Consider the following 14639-nt stretch of genomic DNA (forward strand, 5'->3'; position numbering starts at 1 on the left):
GTCTGACGTCACCCCGTGTGACGAGGGCCCGCGAGGGCCGTGACAGCGGCTGTGACAGGGGCCTCCTCCCCGGGGACCAGGTCTGGACTAGAGTCTTCCGGAACCTCATGGAGGGGGCCCCACCCGCATGCCCGGCACGCCCGCGAACAGCGCCATCACCCGCAGCACCCTCAGCCGGCAGATCGCGGACGCGCTCCGTGACGAGGTCCTCGCGGGGCGTCTCCAGCCCGGCCAGGAGTTCACCGTCAAGCAGATCGCGGAGCAGTACGGCGTCTCCGCCACCCCCGTCCGCGAGGCGCTCGTCGAGCTCTGCGCCCAGGGCCTGCTCGACTCCGACCAGCACCGCGGCTTCCGCGTCCACCGCTTCTCGGTGGCCGACTACCGGGCCATGGTCGAGGCCCGGATGCTCGTCGTCGACGGCATCTTCCGCCGCCACACCCCGCGCGAACGCGCCCCGCTGCCCGAGCCGGACGCCGGCATCGGCGTCGTCCTGGTGTCGATACGCCGCCGGGGCGAGGCCGCCGCCCGCGCCGCCCGCGCCGGCGACCTGGACGTCCTCATCGGCTACGACCTCCGCTACTGGCACGAGCTGGGCCGGCTCGTCGCCCGCAACGAGCCCATCGCCGACTTCCTGCACCGCCTCCGCGTTCAGGCGTGGGTCTTCTCCGTGCCCTACCTGCGGGCCGAGCGCGAACTCCACGGCTGGCTCTGGTCCGGGCACGTGGAGCTGATCGACGCCGTCACCCGCGGCGACGCCGAGGCCGCCGTCGGCGTCGTCCGCGCCTACAACGCGCACTCCCTGGAATGGGCCGACCGCCTGGAGGCCCGGCTCAGCCGGTGACCCGCCGCCGGGTTGAGCCCCGTGTTCCCGGGGCAGTTCCTCCTCGGGTGGGCGTCGTCGGCCCCGCCGACTACCCTGGCCCTCCCCGGAACTGACGGAGAGCGAGCCTCCCTTGGCCTGTGACCTGTGGCTGGTCCCCCTCGTCGACGTGCTGTGCCACAGCCCCGACAACCCCTTCGCCGAAGACCTGGCCGCCTACGACGCCGTGCTGAGCGCCTCGGGCCTGCCGACCGTGCCCGTGTACGCCTACATGCCCGGCCTCTCCGGCGACGTCGCCCCGGTCGCGGGCTTCGACTACGAGGCCCTGCACTACCTGCGCCGCGCCTACCTGCTGGCGATCTGCGGGCTGCCGGTCGAGCCGGTCGGCGAGCTCGGCGGGGACTACGAGCAGCTCCTGGAGATGTTCGAGGCGACCGCCCAGCAGTCCCACCTGGTCTGGCACTACGACCACGCGGGCGCCTACGTGCCGGTCGACTTCCCCGTCCCGCTCTCCAGCGACGAGCTGCTCGCGGGCGGCGGCCCGCTCGGCTCCTCGTACGGACTGCTGCGGGAACTGGAGTTCGTCGCCCCGGCCCTCGGCATCGACCCGGCGAACCCGCCGGCCGCCCCGGCCCCGCCCGCCCGGCCCACCGAGCTGGAGGAGCCCGCCGCCCCGGTCCCGTACGACGACGGACCCTTCGCCCGGGAGCGGCACGTCTGGCTCGGGCTGCACGCGGCGGCCACCCGCAGCCTCGCCCAGGGCTCGATGATCATGCTGAGCTAGGCCGCGTCCTCTGGATCGGGCCGGAGCCCGGCATGATCCGGAAGACACGGCCCAGGCCGCGCGCCGGCCGTCCGGAGGTCCTCAGCGGGCCTCCGGGGGCCGCTGGCGCGGCATGTTCGGCCGGGTGCCCGGCGGCAGCGGGAACCGCCCCGACGGGTGCGCCGTCTCCGGCCGGGCCGGTACGACCCCGACCGACTGGAGCGCCAGCGGCGCCGGGCCCGAGCGGAACTCGACCATCCAGTCCGCGGTCTCCGCCCGCACCAGCTCCGTGACGTCCTCCGAGAAGCGGCGCAGCACCCCCAGGCACCGCTCGGCCGCCTCGCTGGCGGTCCCCTCGGTCGGGCCGAGGACCTCCCGCACGCTCTCCGAGGCCCAGTCGAACTGGAGCGCCTGGAGCCGCCGCTGCACGGCCTGCGCCGTCGCCACGTCCCTTATCCAGCCCGACGTCAGCCCGAAGTACCGGTCGCAGGCCAGACAGGCCGCGCCGAGCAGCAGCGAGAGGTAGCCCCAGCCCGCCGTGCCGTGGGCGACCCCGGTCAGATCGAGCAGCGGCAGCGCGGCCCCGGCGATCACGCCGAGCGCGGTGCCGATCCGCAGCGCGCGGGCGCAGCGGCGCTTCCAGACCCGGTCCGAGAGGTACCACTCGGCGGTGCGCAGGGCGTTGGACTCCACCCACCGGTAGAGCTCGTCGAGGCGTTCCGCGGGCTCGCCCCAGTCGCCCAGGGGGAAGGGCTTCCCCGTCAGATCTCTGTCGACGGCTTCCCCGGGCTGCCCCGGCGGCTGCATCTCCGGCTGGTGGCTCACCGGGGGACTCCTCTGCTCAGCCCAGCGTTCGTGTCGCTCGTGTCCTTCTGTGACGTGCGGTGCACGTGGTGCCTGCCCTTCCTACCGCCGAATGGTGGGCGATGGGCCCGGAATCCCGGGATTTCCGCCCGCAAGAGGGTGTTGATCAGGTAGAGGAGCCCGCAGTTTCTCACCCGAAAGAGTTGTCGCGGCAGGCCGGTCCACGACCGCGTAGGCTCGGAACACCGGTACCCGACGGGACCGACCCGACCTTTCGACACGAGGAGTGACCGTGATCCCCGGTGGCGGCCAGCCCAACATGCAGCAGATCCTCCAGCAGGCGCAGAAGATGCAGCAGGACCTCGCCCGCGCCCAGCAGGAGCTCGCCGCGACCGAGGTCGAGGGCCAGGCGGGCGGCGGTCTGGTGAAGGCCACGGTGACCGGCTCCGGCGAGCTGCGCGCCCTGGTCATCGACCCGAAGGCGGTCGACCCGGAGGACACCGAGACGCTGGCGGACCTGGTCGTGGCCGCCGTCCAGGCCGCGAACGACAACGCGCAGCAGCTCCAGCAGACGAAGCTGGGCCCGCTGGCGCAGGGTCTCGGCGGAATGCCGGGCCTGGGCTTCTAGGGAGCACTTCCAGCCACTACCGTAAGAAGGCAAGGCAGCACACCCGGAAAGGGCGTTCCGTTGTACGAAGGCGTGGTCCAGGACCTGATCGACGAGCTGGGCAGGCTGCCCGGCGTCGGTCCCAAGAGCGCGCAGCGGATCGCCTTCCACGTCCTCCAGGCCGAGCCGACGGACGTGCGCCGGCTGGCCCACGCGCTCCTGGAGGTCAAGGAGAAGGTCCGGTTCTGCGCGGTCTGCGGGAACGTCGCACAGCAGGAGCAGTGCAACATCTGCCGCGATCCGCGCCGGGACCTGACCGTCATCTGCGTGGTCGAGGAGCCGAAGGACGTCGTCGCGATCGAGCGGACCCGCGAGTTCCGGGGGCGGTACCACGTCCTCGGCGGCGCGATCAGCCCGATCGAGGGCGTCGGCCCGGACGACCTGCGGATCCGGGAGCTGCTCGCCCGTCTCGCGGACGGGGAGGTCACCGAGCTGATCCTGGCGACCGACCCCAACCTGGAGGGCGAGGCCACCGCCACGTACCTGGCCCGGATGATCAAGCCCATGGGGCTGAAGGTCACCCGGCTGGCCAGCGGTCTGCCGGTCGGCGGCGACCTGGAGTACGCCGACGAGGTGACGCTCGGCCGTGCCTTCGAGGGGCGGAGGCTGCTAGATGTATGACGACCGGGCGCGGGAGGACCGGGCCGGTGCCGGTGAGCTCTCAGGGAGGCTCCTCGATGTCTGACCCCACGCTGCACTCCGTCACGCAGAGTCCCGACGACTTCGCGGTCCAGATCGCGGACTCCGTCGAGAGCTTCATCGTCGCCACGACCGAGGTCGCCAAGGGCGACGAGCCGGACAGCGCGGTGCCCTTCCTGCTCCTGGAGATCTCCCAGCTGCTGCTGGCCGGCGGCCGGCTGGGCGCGCACGAGGACATCCTCCCGGACGAGCGGTACGAGCCCGACACGGGCCCGGAGCCGGACGTGGACGAGCTGCGGGAGCGGTTCGCGGCCATGCTGGAGCCGGTGGACGTCTTCTCCGAGGTCTTCGACCCGTACGAGCCCCGCAAGGCGCCGGTCCCGGCCCGCATCTCGGACAACCTCGCCGACATCGTCGCGGACCTCCGCCACGGCCTCGCCCACTACCGGGCCGGCCGGACCTCGGAGGCCCTGTGGTGGTGGCAGTTCTCCTACTTCTCCAACTGGGGCCCGACCGCCTCGGCCACCCTCCGCGCCCTCCAGTCCCTGGTCGCCCACGTCCGCCTCGACCAGCCGCTGGCGGCCCTGGACGGGCTGGACACGGACGAGGACCTCACCGAGGACGACCTGGCGGAGGAGGCGGGCCGGGTGATGCTCCAGGAGATCGCCGGGCCGCTGGGCCTGGGCGCCCGCCCTTCCGCGAAGTAGCGGACCGCTCGCCGTTTTGATCATTCTCTGAGCACCGCGTCTCAGGATGTGATAGCAGGTCGGGGTTTTCGGGGCGCTCGTTAGACTGAGCCGACCGCAGCACGGGCTGCGGCACCGACCGAGCGAGGAGCGCACGTGGGCCTTGTCGTGCAGAAGTACGGAGGCTCCTCCGTTGCCGATGCCGAGGGCATCAAGCGCGTCGCCAAGCGGATCGTGGAAGCCAAGAAGAACGGCCACCAGGTGGTCGTCGTGGTCTCCGCGATGGGCGACACGACGGACGAGCTGATCGATCTCGCCGAGCAGGTTTCTCCCATGCCTGCCGGACGCGAGTTCGACATGCTGCTGACCGCCGGAGAGCGGATCTCCATGGCCCTGCTGGCGATGGCGATCAAAAACCTGGGCCACGAGGCCCAGTCGTTCACCGGCAGCCAGGCGGGTGTCATCACCGACTCGGTCCACAACAAAGCGCGCATCATCGATGTCACGCCGGGCCGGATCCGCACCGCCCTCGACGAGGGCAACATCGCCATCGTCGCCGGCTTCCAGGGTGTGTCCCAGGACAAGAAGGACATCACCACGCTGGGCCGCGGCGGCTCGGACACCACGGCCGTGGCGCTCGCCGCCGCGCTCGACGCCGAGGTCTGCGAGATCTACACCGACGTCGACGGCGTCTTCACCGCCGACCCGCGCGTGGTGAAGAAGGCGAAGAAGATCGACTGGATCTCCTTCGAGGACATGCTGGAGCTCGCCGCCTCCGGCTCCAAGGTGCTGCTGCACCGCTGCGTCGAGTACGCGCGCCGCTACAACATCCCGATCCACGTCCGCTCGTCCTTCTCCGGACTCCAGGGCACGTGGGTCAGCAACGAACCGACAGGGGACAAGGTGGAGCAGGCCATCATCTCCGGTGTCGCCCACGACACCTCCGAGGCGAAGATCACCGTGGTCGGCGTGCCGGACAAGCCGGGCGAGGCCGCGGCCATCTTCCGGGCTGTCGCGGACGCCGAGATCAACATCGACATGATCGTGCAGAACGTGTCGGCGGCCTCCACCGGTCTCACCGACATCTCCTTCACCCTCCCCAAGGCCGAGGGCCGCAAGGCCATCGACGCCCTGGAGAAGGCGAAGGGCGCGATCGGCTTCGACTCGCTCCGCTACGACGACCAGATCGGCAAGATCTCCCTCGTCGGCGCCGGCATGAAGACCAACCCGGGCGTGACCGCGGACTTCTTCCGCGCCCTGTCCGACGCGGGCGTCAACATCGAGCTCATCTCCACCTCGGAGATCCGCATCTCGGTCGTCACCCGCGCCGACGACGTCAACGAGGCCGTGACCGCCGTCCACTCCGCCTTCGGCCTGGACAGCGACTCGGACGAGGCCGTCGTCTACGGCGGCACCGGGCGCTGACCCCGCCGCCCCCGGCGCACCACCGACCGCGCCCGGCCGCCTCCCGGCGGCCGGGCGCGGTCGTCGTATCTTGCGGTGACTTCGTGGGTTCTGTGAACATCCTGTGAGCAATTCGGCGGCGGAACCCCCTTGAACTGCGGTGATGTGGTGTCGGACGATGCTCTTCCCCCTTGCTGCAACTAGTAGTTGGGCGGGGCGCGTCTCCGCGTGCACCCACGAACGTGACGCGGAGCATGCGAAGAAACGGGGCAAAGGGGGAGAACGGTTACGCATGAGGACGATCTGCTCGTCGCCGAGAACGACGGGGTACGCGTACAACCATCGCGGGGGAACACGAGTCCAACAGGCGTGGCAGACGTACTCGACATTCCCGCGCTCTCCCCGCTCCGCGGGGTCCGCACGGCCGTGCTCCCCCTCCGGGGACCCGGTGGCGTTCCCGCGCCCGCACGCGGGTCGGCGGCCCGCCCGCCCGTACGTCGGCGCCCTCTCGACGGGCCTCCGGTGACCACCGTCGTGCCCACCGAATCCCGCGCGGGCGGCGTCAGCGGCATCCCCGCGCCCCGCAAGGCCGCCGACGCCGCCACCGGTGCCGGCACCACCGTCGACCACCTCACCGAGACCTACCGCGCCCACTACCGGTCGCTGCTCGGCCTCGCCGCCCTCCTCCTCGACGACACCGCCTCCTGCGAGGACGTCGTCCAGGAGGCGTTCATCCGCGTCCACTCGGCCCGCCGGCGCGTCCGCGACCCCGAGAAGACCCTCGCCTACCTGCGCCAGACCGTGGTCAACCTCTCCCGGTCCGCGCTGCGCCGCCGCATCCTCGGCCTCAAGCTGCTGTCCAAGCCGATGCCCGACATGGCCAGCGCCGAGGAGGGGGCGTACGACCAGCTGGAGCGCGACGCCCTCATCAAGGCGATGAAGGGCCTCCAGCGCCGCCAGCGCGAGGTCCTCGTCCTCCGGTACTTCGCCGACATGACGGAGGCCCAGGTCGCCGAGACGCTCGGCATCTCCCTCGGCTCGGTGAAGGCGTACGGTTCCCGGGGCATCGCCGCCCTCCGCGTCGTCATGGAGGCGAAGGCATGAGCAGGGAGCGGGAGAACGGCCGGGAGCCCCAGGAGCCCGGCGAGGAGCGCCACGACCCCGACGAACGCAGCGGACGCGCCTTCGAACAGGGACGCGTCGGACGTGACGACCTGAGCGGACGACTGATGATGGACTTCGAGCCCGGACCCGGCGAGGACGACGGGGAGGACGAGCTCGCGCTGCGGCGCCTGCTCCACGGCGCCGTCGCGGGCCTCGAACCGTCCACCGAGGCCCTCGACCACCTGCGGCACGCCGTCCCCGCCCGCCGCGCCCGCAAGCGCCAGGCCCTCGTCGGCGCCGCCGCCGCCGCGGTCCTCATCGGCACCGCCGTCCCCGCCCTCGTCCACGTCGCCGGATCCCCCGGCGTCACCACCGCCCATCCGGCCCTCGCCGGCCACGGCGAGCAGGCACAGGGCGGCACCGGCGCCGAGGCCGAGGGCCCGGCCACCACCAAGGCGCCCGCCGTCAAGGTCTCGCCCACCACGGAGCCCACCAAGGACTCCCCCGGCAAGAACGGCGACCACTCCGGCCCCAAGGGCACCCCCACCGCCGCCGGCACCGCCGCCGGCACCGGCGCGGCGCCCAGCTGCGGCCGCGGCACCCTCCAGTCGGCGGGCGCGTACAACACCGGCCCCGACGCCACCGGCGTCGTCTACGGCGGCTTCACCATCGTCAACGCCTCCGCGGAGGCATGCGTCGTCGACGGCGACGGACTGGTCGGCGTCGCCACCATCGGCTCCGCCGACCCCAACCGGATCGCCGTCACCCGGCACACCAACGGCGACCCGGCGACCGGCCTGCCCGACCCCTCGGCGGAGTCCGCCGCCGTGCTGCTCAAGCCCGGCGGCTCATACCAGGTGAAGTTCGCCTGGGTGCCGAGCGAGACCTGCCCCACCCTCGGCGAGAGCATCCCGCCGCCCACCCCGACGCCCACCGAGCCCACCCCGACGCCCACCGAGCCGACGCCCACGCCGACCGAGCCGACGCCGACCCCGACCGAGCCGACGCCCACGCCCACCGAGGGCAGCGGCACCGAGACCGGCGGCACGGAGACCGGCACCGGCACCGACACCGGCACCGACTCCGGCGTCAGCACCCAGCTCATGCGCGCCGAACCCGGCAAGGGCAGCGTCACCGTCAGCCACACCGCGGAACCCGGCGACCCGACCGTCACCACCGTCCTCACCGACGCCTGCGCGGGCACGGTCTACCGGACGGGCCTGCTCAAGAACTGAGTAGCGGCGGAAGGGGCCGGGAGAACACCTCCCGGCCCCTTCCGTCATGTCTTCCCCGCGCCCGTCAGGGCCCGGCCAGCCCCAGCTCCTCGTCCCGGGCCGCCTCCCTGTCCCGGCGCAGCAGCCGGAACCACATGAAGACCACGAACCCGGCGAAGACGAACCACTCCGCCGTGTAGCCGAGGTTCTGGAACGCCTTCGCGTCCAGCCCCGTGCCCGCCGCCGCGGCCGCCGGCACCGGCGTCAGACCGGCCGGCGAGTCGGTGAGCGTGATCCACGCGTCGTACACGTCGTCCGGCACCACGTTCACCAGCGAAGCCGCGCTGATCATGCCGAGCTGCCCCTCCGGCAGCCCGCCCGCCGTCCGCACGCCCTTCGTGCCCTGGTTCTCCGACGCCTGCAGCGCGCCCACCACCGTGACCTCGCCGGACGGCGCCGCCGGCGCCTCCGCGCCCGCCGGGAGCCAGCCCCGGACGACCGGCAGCGACCGCCCCTCGTCCGTCCGCAGCAGCGTCAGCACATACGCGCCCGGCCTGCCGTCCAGCTCCCGGTCCGGCACCAGGAACTGCTCCCCGTACCGGCCGCTGGCCTCCGCGGCACGCCCGGAGGTCTCCTTGTCCACCGGCAGCAGCTCCGCCAGTGGCGCGGCCCGCTGCGCGCTCGCGTCGGGCTTCCGCTCCGCCTCCTGGTGGGAGTCGACGCGATCCTCGAACTTGCCCAGCTGCCAGGTCCCCATGAACACGCAGACGGGGACGGCCAGCAGGACGAAGAGATTGATCCCCCACCAGCGGGGGGTCCTCAGGAACCGGTACACGCCCCCCACGGTACGGGGACGGGCCCGGAGCCCCGCCGGGAGGGCACCGAATACCCGTTCGCGCCCGGATGACCAGCTCGTTAACCTCGCCGCATGTACTCACCGACCCCCGACGACTGGCACGAGGCCAACCGTGCCCGCTGGGACGAACGCGTGCCGATCCACGCCGCCAGCGAGTTCTACGACCTGGACGCCTTCCGCGCCGGCAAGGACGCCCTGCGCGACTTCGAGCTCGCCGAGGTCGGCGACGTCACCGGCCGCAGCCTGCTGCACCTGCAGTGCCACTTCGGCCTCGACACCCTCTCCTGGGCCCGGCACGGCGCCGCCCACGTCGTCGGCCTCGACTTCTCCGAGCCGGCCGTCGAGACCGCCCGCGCGCTCGCCGCTGACCTCGGCCTCGGCCCCGACCGGGCCGCGTTCGTCACCGCCGACGTGTACGACGCCGCCGAGGCCGTACCCGACCCGGCGTACGACATCGTCTACACCGGCGGCGGCGCGCTGTGCTGGATGCCCGACATCGAGCGCTGGGCGGAGACCGCCGCCTCGCTCGTCGCTCCCGGCGGCTTCCTGTACGTCGCCGAGTTCCACCCCGTCGCGGACTCCTTCGACGACGAGACGGGCGGCACGGTCGTCCACGACTACTTCGTCCGCGACCCGTGGGTCGACACCACCCCCGGTACGTACACCGACTACGACGCGCCGACGGTCAACAACCTCAGCGTCGAGTGGGTGCACCCGGTCGGCGAGGTCGTCACCGCGCTCGCCAAGGCCGGGCTGCGCATCGAGTTCCTGCACGAGCACGACGTCACGCTCTTCCCCCGCTACGCGGCCCTGGAGCGCCACGAGGACGGCTACTACCGCTTCCCGGCCGGCCGCCCCCGCACCCCGCTGATGTACTCGCTCAAGGCGTCGCGTCCGGCCTGAGCCGGATCACCGCACGGCCGCCCGCCAGATCCACCGTGGTCCGGCGCGGCGGCGCGCCGTCCTCCTCGTCGTCCCGCAGCAGCAGGGCGCTCTGCCGTTCCTTCAGCTCGCTCTGCTTCCCCGGCGAGAAGGCGGCGTGCAGCTGCTCGAAGCCGGTCGAGGAGACCGTGCCCCGGCGCTTCCCGCGCCCCGACATGCGCAGGAACTGGTCGGCGAAGGCGACGACGGTCAGCAGGACGACCAGCCCGGGCAGCGTCACGAACACGGCGAACTCCATGCGCCCAGCAGACCACGCGGCCGGGCCGGCCGGAAGGGACGGGCGGACCCGCCCACCCCGGTCCACGGCCTCGGGCGGCGCCGGCCGGTCTCAGGGCAGCCCCGGCCGGCTCCGGGTCACGGCTCCGGCTTGACGTGGTGCGTCCGGCGCCCGTCCGCGCCGAGCACCTGCGCGCCGATCTTGTACGTCCGCAGGCTGACCGCCGTCCCCGTGATCCGCAGCGCCGGGGCGGCCCGTACCAGCCCCGCCGTGATCTCGTGCAGCTCCTCGACCGAGCCCAGCCACATCGCCACCGCCAGGTTGTGCGGCCCGGTCACCGAGGTGATCACCTGGGTGCGCCGCACCCGGGTCAGCGCCGCCACCGTCGACGCCTCGTCCAGCGGCGCCACCTGCGCCGTCACCATCGCCCACACCGGGCGCCCGGAGAACCGCGGCGCCGGCTGGCAGTGGTGGTGCAGCGCGCCGCCCGCCGACAGGACCTCCAGCCTGCGCCGTACCGTCGACTCGCTGGTGCCGCACTGCCGGGCCAGCTCGGCGGCGCTCCGGCGGGCGTCCCCGGCCAGCTCCGCGACGAGCCGCCGGTCCAGCTCCGTCACCTGGGGGGCCACGCGCGCGCGTGCCCCGTCCCGCCGCTCCAGGGCGGTGACCTCCGTGAGCAGCCGGGCCTGCGCGGGACCGAGCTGCTCGACCCGCGAACGGTAGGGGCGGTTGTGCATCCGGGTGACGACCTGGGTGCGGGCCCTGAGCACCCCGGGCAGCCGGCGCACCCGGCCGGTGACATAGGCGTCGAGCGCGGGCAGGTCCGGCGCGATCAGCAGCAGGACCAGGTCGGCGCCGCCGGTCACCGCGTGGACGCCGAGGGTGCCGGGGTCGCCGCACAGCTCGACCGCCGTGGCCTCCGTGGTGCCGGCGGTGCACTCCAGCTCGACCCAGGCGTACAGGGCGGCCTCCGCGCCGCGCCGGGCGATGAGCATCGAGGTCCAGGCGTAGCCGCCGGCGGTGAGGTGCTCCCAGCGGCGGGCGAGGGTGTCGGGTCCGGCCCCGAGGACGGCGGACAGCTGGGTCCAGCTCGCCCGCGGCAGTATCTGGAGCGCGTGGATCAGCGCCATATCCGCCTCTCCCAGGACGGATTCCCCGGTACGCATTTTCCTCCTTGGCCGATCCCCGGAAAACCTTGGTCGTGGCCCCGAGAGCACCCCAGGATGTGGACCAGGGCATATGCATTCAAGCCGCCTCGGCGCTCGATGGCCATGAATTCGGCCAACGTCACAGTGACGGTGCTCGGCGGGCCTGGCCATATCCGTGGAAACGGGGACACGGGGGATGAAGACCATGGGGCGAGTGGCGGGAGAGCCGCCCGAGTACGAGGTGCTGTGGGGCGAGCAGGTCGGAGCCGACCAGCTCGCCGCCGCCGAGGAGGGATACGCGGCCGCCGGCCCGGCCGAACGACTGCTGTGGGAGCGGCTGTCGGTCTTCGAGGGCGCCTTCGACCGGCGGGCGGTGGAGGAGGTCTGCGGGTACGGGGCGCTGGCCGCCGTCGACGTCGGGACCGTCCTGGACCGGCTGGCGCCCCGGGCCCTGCTGCCGGTGGACGACCTGTTCGACGGGGAGGACGGCGGGCCGCGCCACTGGATGCCGCACGCGATGCGGGCGGTCGGCGCCCGCCGGCTCACCGCCCGCGGCGACCGCTGGATCGTGGTCCTGCACCACCGCAGGTGGTGCGTGAAGGTCGCCCGGCGGGCCGCCGAGTGGTGGCAGCGCGGACGCCAGCTGGACGCCCGCGACCTGGTGCTGCGCGAACTCCCCGACCTGGCCGCCGCCATGGACCCGACGACGGCGGCGGCCGCGCCCGGCGACGAGGCCGCCGCGGCCCTGGAGATCGCCGTCTCGCTGTGGTTCCTGTGGGTGGCCTGCGGGCGGGTCGCCGAGGGGCGGACCCGGCTGCGGCACGCCCTCGCGCTGCACCCGGGCCCGCCGCCCGCCCGGGCGCTGTGGCTCGCCGCCTTCCTGGAGCTGGAGTCGGGCCGCCCCGAGGACGCCGATCCGCTGCTCGTGCAGGCGTGGGCGAGCGCGGTACGGGACGGGGACGAGCGGTGCCTGGGGCTGCTGGCCCATCTGCGCGGCTCCATCGCCCTCTACCAGGGGCGCGCCCGGGCGGCGGCGGACGAGTTCCGGGAGGCGCTGGCGCAGATCGGGGACGTGCCCGACTTCGGGCCGACCCGGGAGGCGTGCTGGGCGGCGCTGGCGCTCTGCTTCAGCCGCACCGACCCGGAGGCCGCGCAGGAGGCGCTGGACCAGCTGGAGCTGGACGGGGCGGGCCGGCGGACCTGGGCGGGCCGTGACCTCTTCGCCGACGCCTGGGCGGACCACGCCCGGGCCGAACTCCTCGCCTGGGACGGGGAACGGGGCCGGGCCGCCGAGCACGCCCGCCGGGCGCTGCGCGAGCATCTGCGGCTCGGCTCCGCGGTCGGCGCCGCCTGCGCGGCCGAACTCCTGGCCCGCATACGCCTCCTGGACGGCCGTCCGGACCGGGCGGCCCATCTCCTGGGCGCCGTCGACCTGTTGCGTACGGCCGCCTTCGACACCTCCTACCGGCCGGCGCGGTACTGCTCGGCGGCCCGGTCCCGCAGCGAGGCGGCGCTGAGCGCGCTGCTGGAGGCCCCGGAGCTGCGGGAGGCGTACGAAGAGGGCGCGCGGAAGGGGCTGTTCGCCCTCTCCCGGGAGCGCTGACGGCCCGCTGTCACCCGCCAGGGGTGGGGACGGTCCGGCCGCCGGAGAGTTGTCCACAGCTTCGTCCGGGGTCCCCTCCGGCGCCCGGCCCGGTGCCTACGATGACGCCATGATCGCTTTCGCGGTGTCCGCCCTCTTCCTCCTCTGCTTCGGGGTCGGCGTGCTGCGCGACCGCCGCCGCTTCGGGAACGCGGTGTACCTCGGTCTCGCCGTCACCTTCCTCGGCCTCGGTCTGCTCTCGGCCGTCGACGACCTGCCGCACGGTCTGACGGAGACGGTCCTCGTCCTGCTCCTGCTGGTGCTCTGTCTCGGCCCGGTGGTCCTCGCGGGGCTGCTCTGCGCCAACGGCGTCGAGATGGTCCGCAAGGAGGGCAGACGTCCGGCCAATCTGCTGTCGCTCCTCGCCGGCCTCGGCATCTTCGGGGTGCTCGGGCTGACCGCGGTCGCGGTCCTCCTCCGCTCCCGGGTCCTCGGCATCGTCTCCGTCACCCTGCTGCTCGTCCTCGGCTACGTCTCCTTCCTCTTCCTCTGCTTCGTGGGGTACGCGTTCCTGTACGGCCGGATGCGGCTGCGCCGGGACGCCGGCTTCGTGGTGGTGCTGGGCTCCGGACTGATCGGCGGCCGGCGGGTGCCGCCGCTCCTCGCGAGCCGGCTCGACCGGGGGCGGGAGGTGTACGAGCGGCTGGCCGCGCGCGGCGGGGACCGGCCGCCGCTGCTGGTCACCTCCGGCGGCCGGGGCCCGGACGAGGAGCTGCCGGAGTCGCACGCCATGGCCGCCTACCTGGTGGAGCGGGGCTTCCCGGAGGACCGGATCGTCCGCGAGGACCGCTCCCGCACCACGGAGGAGAACCTGCTGTTCAGTAAAGAGCTGATGGAGGCGGAGCGGCCGGACGCCGGCTGTGTGGTCGTCACCAACAACTTCCATGCCTTCCGGGCCGCGCTCATGGCGCGGAAGGCGGGGGTGGACGGTCAGGTGGTGGGCTCGCCGACCGCCGCGTACTTCTGGCCGAGCGCCACGATCCGCGAGTTCGCGGCGGTCTTCCTGGAGTACCGGGCGGTCAACCTGACGGTCTGCGCCGTGCTGGTCGGCATCGGCTGCCTGGGGCTCCTGGTCACGCGGTGACGGCCGGTCCGGAGGGCGGGCCGGGCCCTCCCTCCCTACGCTGGAGGGACGGAGGTGTCCGCAGGCGCCGGTGGCGGCGTCCGGAGCCCGCCGCGGAGGTGACCCATGAGGCGACGCCACCACTTTCACATCGACTACCGGGGCCATTCGGTCTCGGCGACCGTGGAGACCGGTATGCGGCCCGTGGTCGAGGTGCTGGTCGACGGCAAGGAGACCGGGCACACGCCGGCCGACGGGGACCGTCCGGTGGCCGTGCCGATCGAGCTGCCGACGGACCCGCCGACCCCGGCGACCGTGCGCGCCACCCCGGGACCGGGCGTGCCCCGCTGTCTCCTCGTCGTCGAGGGGGACCCCGACGCGCACGTCATGGCGCCCCGGCTGTACTGAGCGGGCGCGGCCCGGTCAGGACAGCCAGGCCATGCCGATGAAGAGGAAGACGACGAAGGCGACGATCCCGGCGACGGCGGCCGTCTTGCGCGGCCGGCGGCGGGACAGCTCGGCGAGCGCGCCCCCGGCGGACCCGGAGCCCCCGCCCCGCTCGCCCGCCCGCCGACGGGCCCCGCCGCCCGCGGCGCCGGCCACGGCCGTCGGCGCCGACGCCGGCCCGGGGGAGAAGGCAGGGGAGAAGGCGGGGGAGGGACCGGAGGAG

General features: G+C 73.5%; 16 protein-coding genes and 1 pseudogene. 12 read left to right on the forward strand and 5 right to left on the reverse strand.

Going from position 1 to position 14639, the window contains the following annotated elements; all coding sequences use genetic code 11:
- The first annotated feature begins 127 nt into the window (after positions 1-127).
- Both IF73_RS0117370 and IF73_RS0117375 read left to right on the forward strand, forming a co-directional pair.
- Positions 128-841 (forward strand): GntR family transcriptional regulator, encoded by a 714-nt coding sequence (locus tag IF73_RS0117370; protein ID WP_031008786.1) that lies wholly within the window; start codon positions 128-130, stop codon positions 839-841.
- Between the two features lie 112 nt (positions 842-953).
- Positions 954-1604 carry a hypothetical protein gene (locus IF73_RS0117375; protein WP_031008788.1) on the forward strand — a complete coding sequence of 217 codons (651 nt, stop codon included), beginning with the start codon at positions 954-956 and terminating at the stop codon, positions 1602-1604.
- Positions 1605-1685: 81 nt separating this feature from the next.
- Here IF73_RS0117375 and IF73_RS0117380 read toward each other — a convergent pair whose 3' ends face one another.
- Positions 1686-2390 carry an SLATT domain-containing protein gene (locus IF73_RS0117380; RefSeq protein WP_234338260.1) on the reverse strand — a complete coding sequence of 235 codons (705 nt, stop codon included), beginning with the start codon at positions 2388-2390 and terminating at the stop codon, positions 1686-1688.
- Between the two features lie 289 nt (positions 2391-2679).
- Here IF73_RS0117380 and IF73_RS0117385 point away from each other — a divergent pair, with 289 nt between their 5' ends.
- From IF73_RS0117385 to IF73_RS42585, 6 genes are all read left to right on the forward strand, one after another.
- A complete protein-coding gene (locus tag IF73_RS0117385; protein ID WP_031008790.1) occupies positions 2680-3015 on the forward strand; it encodes a YbaB/EbfC family nucleoid-associated protein in 336 nt (111 codons plus the stop codon).
- 60 nt (positions 3016-3075) lie between these two features.
- Positions 3076-3675, forward strand: a complete 600-nt coding sequence (gene recR, locus IF73_RS0117390; protein ID WP_031008792.1) for a recombination mediator RecR — start codon at positions 3076-3078, stop codon at positions 3673-3675.
- Positions 3676-3731: 56 nt separating this feature from the next.
- On the forward strand, positions 3732-4400 hold the full coding sequence (locus tag IF73_RS0117395) for a DUF5063 domain-containing protein (RefSeq protein WP_031008793.1): 669 nt from the start codon (positions 3732-3734) through the stop codon (positions 4398-4400).
- A gap of 135 nt (positions 4401-4535) precedes the next feature.
- Complete coding sequence (locus IF73_RS0117400; protein WP_031008796.1) at positions 4536-5804, forward strand: aspartate kinase; 1269 nt, start codon at positions 4536-4538, stop codon at positions 5802-5804.
- A gap of 348 nt (positions 5805-6152) precedes the next feature.
- Positions 6153-6887: a SigE family RNA polymerase sigma factor gene (locus tag IF73_RS0117405; RefSeq protein ID WP_078868104.1), complete on the forward strand. Its 735-nt coding sequence runs from the start codon at positions 6153-6155 to the stop codon at positions 6885-6887.
- Positions 6884-8122, forward strand: a complete 1239-nt coding sequence (locus tag IF73_RS42585; protein ID WP_031008800.1) for a hypothetical protein — start codon at positions 6884-6886, stop codon at positions 8120-8122. Before IF73_RS0117405 ends, IF73_RS42585 begins: the two co-directional genes overlap by 4 nt.
- Positions 8123-8186: 64 nt before the next feature.
- Here IF73_RS42585 and IF73_RS0117415 read toward each other — a convergent pair whose 3' ends face one another.
- Positions 8187-8936, reverse strand: a complete 750-nt coding sequence (locus IF73_RS0117415; protein WP_031008803.1) for an SURF1 family protein — start codon at positions 8934-8936, stop codon at positions 8187-8189.
- A 93-nt stretch (positions 8937-9029) separates the two neighbouring features.
- Between IF73_RS0117415 and IF73_RS0117420 the strand changes: the two genes are divergently transcribed.
- Positions 9030-9860, forward strand: coding sequence for a class I SAM-dependent methyltransferase (locus tag IF73_RS0117420; protein ID WP_031008805.1), 831 nt, complete (start codon positions 9030-9032; stop codon positions 9858-9860).
- Here IF73_RS0117420 and IF73_RS0117425 read toward each other — a convergent pair.
- Both IF73_RS0117425 and IF73_RS0117430 read right to left on the reverse strand, forming a co-directional pair.
- Positions 9838-10137 (reverse strand): DUF6191 domain-containing protein, encoded by a 300-nt coding sequence (locus tag IF73_RS0117425; RefSeq protein WP_031008807.1) that lies wholly within the window; start codon positions 10135-10137, stop codon positions 9838-9840. The two genes, IF73_RS0117420 and IF73_RS0117425, sit on opposite strands and share 23 nt — an antisense overlap.
- Before the next feature lie 116 nt (positions 10138-10253).
- Positions 10254-11246: an Lrp/AsnC family transcriptional regulator gene (locus IF73_RS0117430; protein WP_234338258.1), complete on the reverse strand. Its 993-nt coding sequence runs from the start codon at positions 11244-11246 to the stop codon at positions 10254-10256.
- A 232-nt stretch (positions 11247-11478) separates the two neighbouring features.
- On the opposite strand from IF73_RS0117430, the gene IF73_RS0117435 reads away from it, so the two are divergent.
- The 3 genes from IF73_RS0117435 (at position 11479) to IF73_RS0117445 (ending at position 14377) form a co-directional block, all read left to right on the forward strand.
- Positions 11479-12867, forward strand: a complete 1389-nt coding sequence (locus IF73_RS0117435; RefSeq protein WP_234338259.1) for a tetratricopeptide repeat protein — start codon at positions 11479-11481, stop codon at positions 12865-12867.
- 109 nt (positions 12868-12976) lie between these two features.
- Positions 12977-13990: a YdcF family protein gene (locus IF73_RS0117440; protein ID WP_031008813.1), complete on the forward strand. Its 1014-nt coding sequence runs from the start codon at positions 12977-12979 to the stop codon at positions 13988-13990.
- 105 nt (positions 13991-14095) lie between these two features.
- Complete coding sequence (locus IF73_RS0117445) at positions 14096-14377, forward strand: hypothetical protein (RefSeq protein ID WP_031008815.1); 282 nt, start codon at positions 14096-14098, stop codon at positions 14375-14377.
- A gap of 15 nt (positions 14378-14392) precedes the next feature.
- Here IF73_RS0117445 and IF73_RS0117450 read toward each other — a convergent pair.
- Positions 14393-14639 (reverse strand): annotated as a pseudogene (locus IF73_RS0117450) (serine/threonine protein kinase); the annotation flags it as partial.

The organism is Streptomyces sp. NRRL F-5727 (assembly GCF_000719555.1).
Taxonomy (GTDB): domain Bacteria; phylum Actinomycetota; class Actinomycetes; order Streptomycetales; family Streptomycetaceae; genus Streptomyces.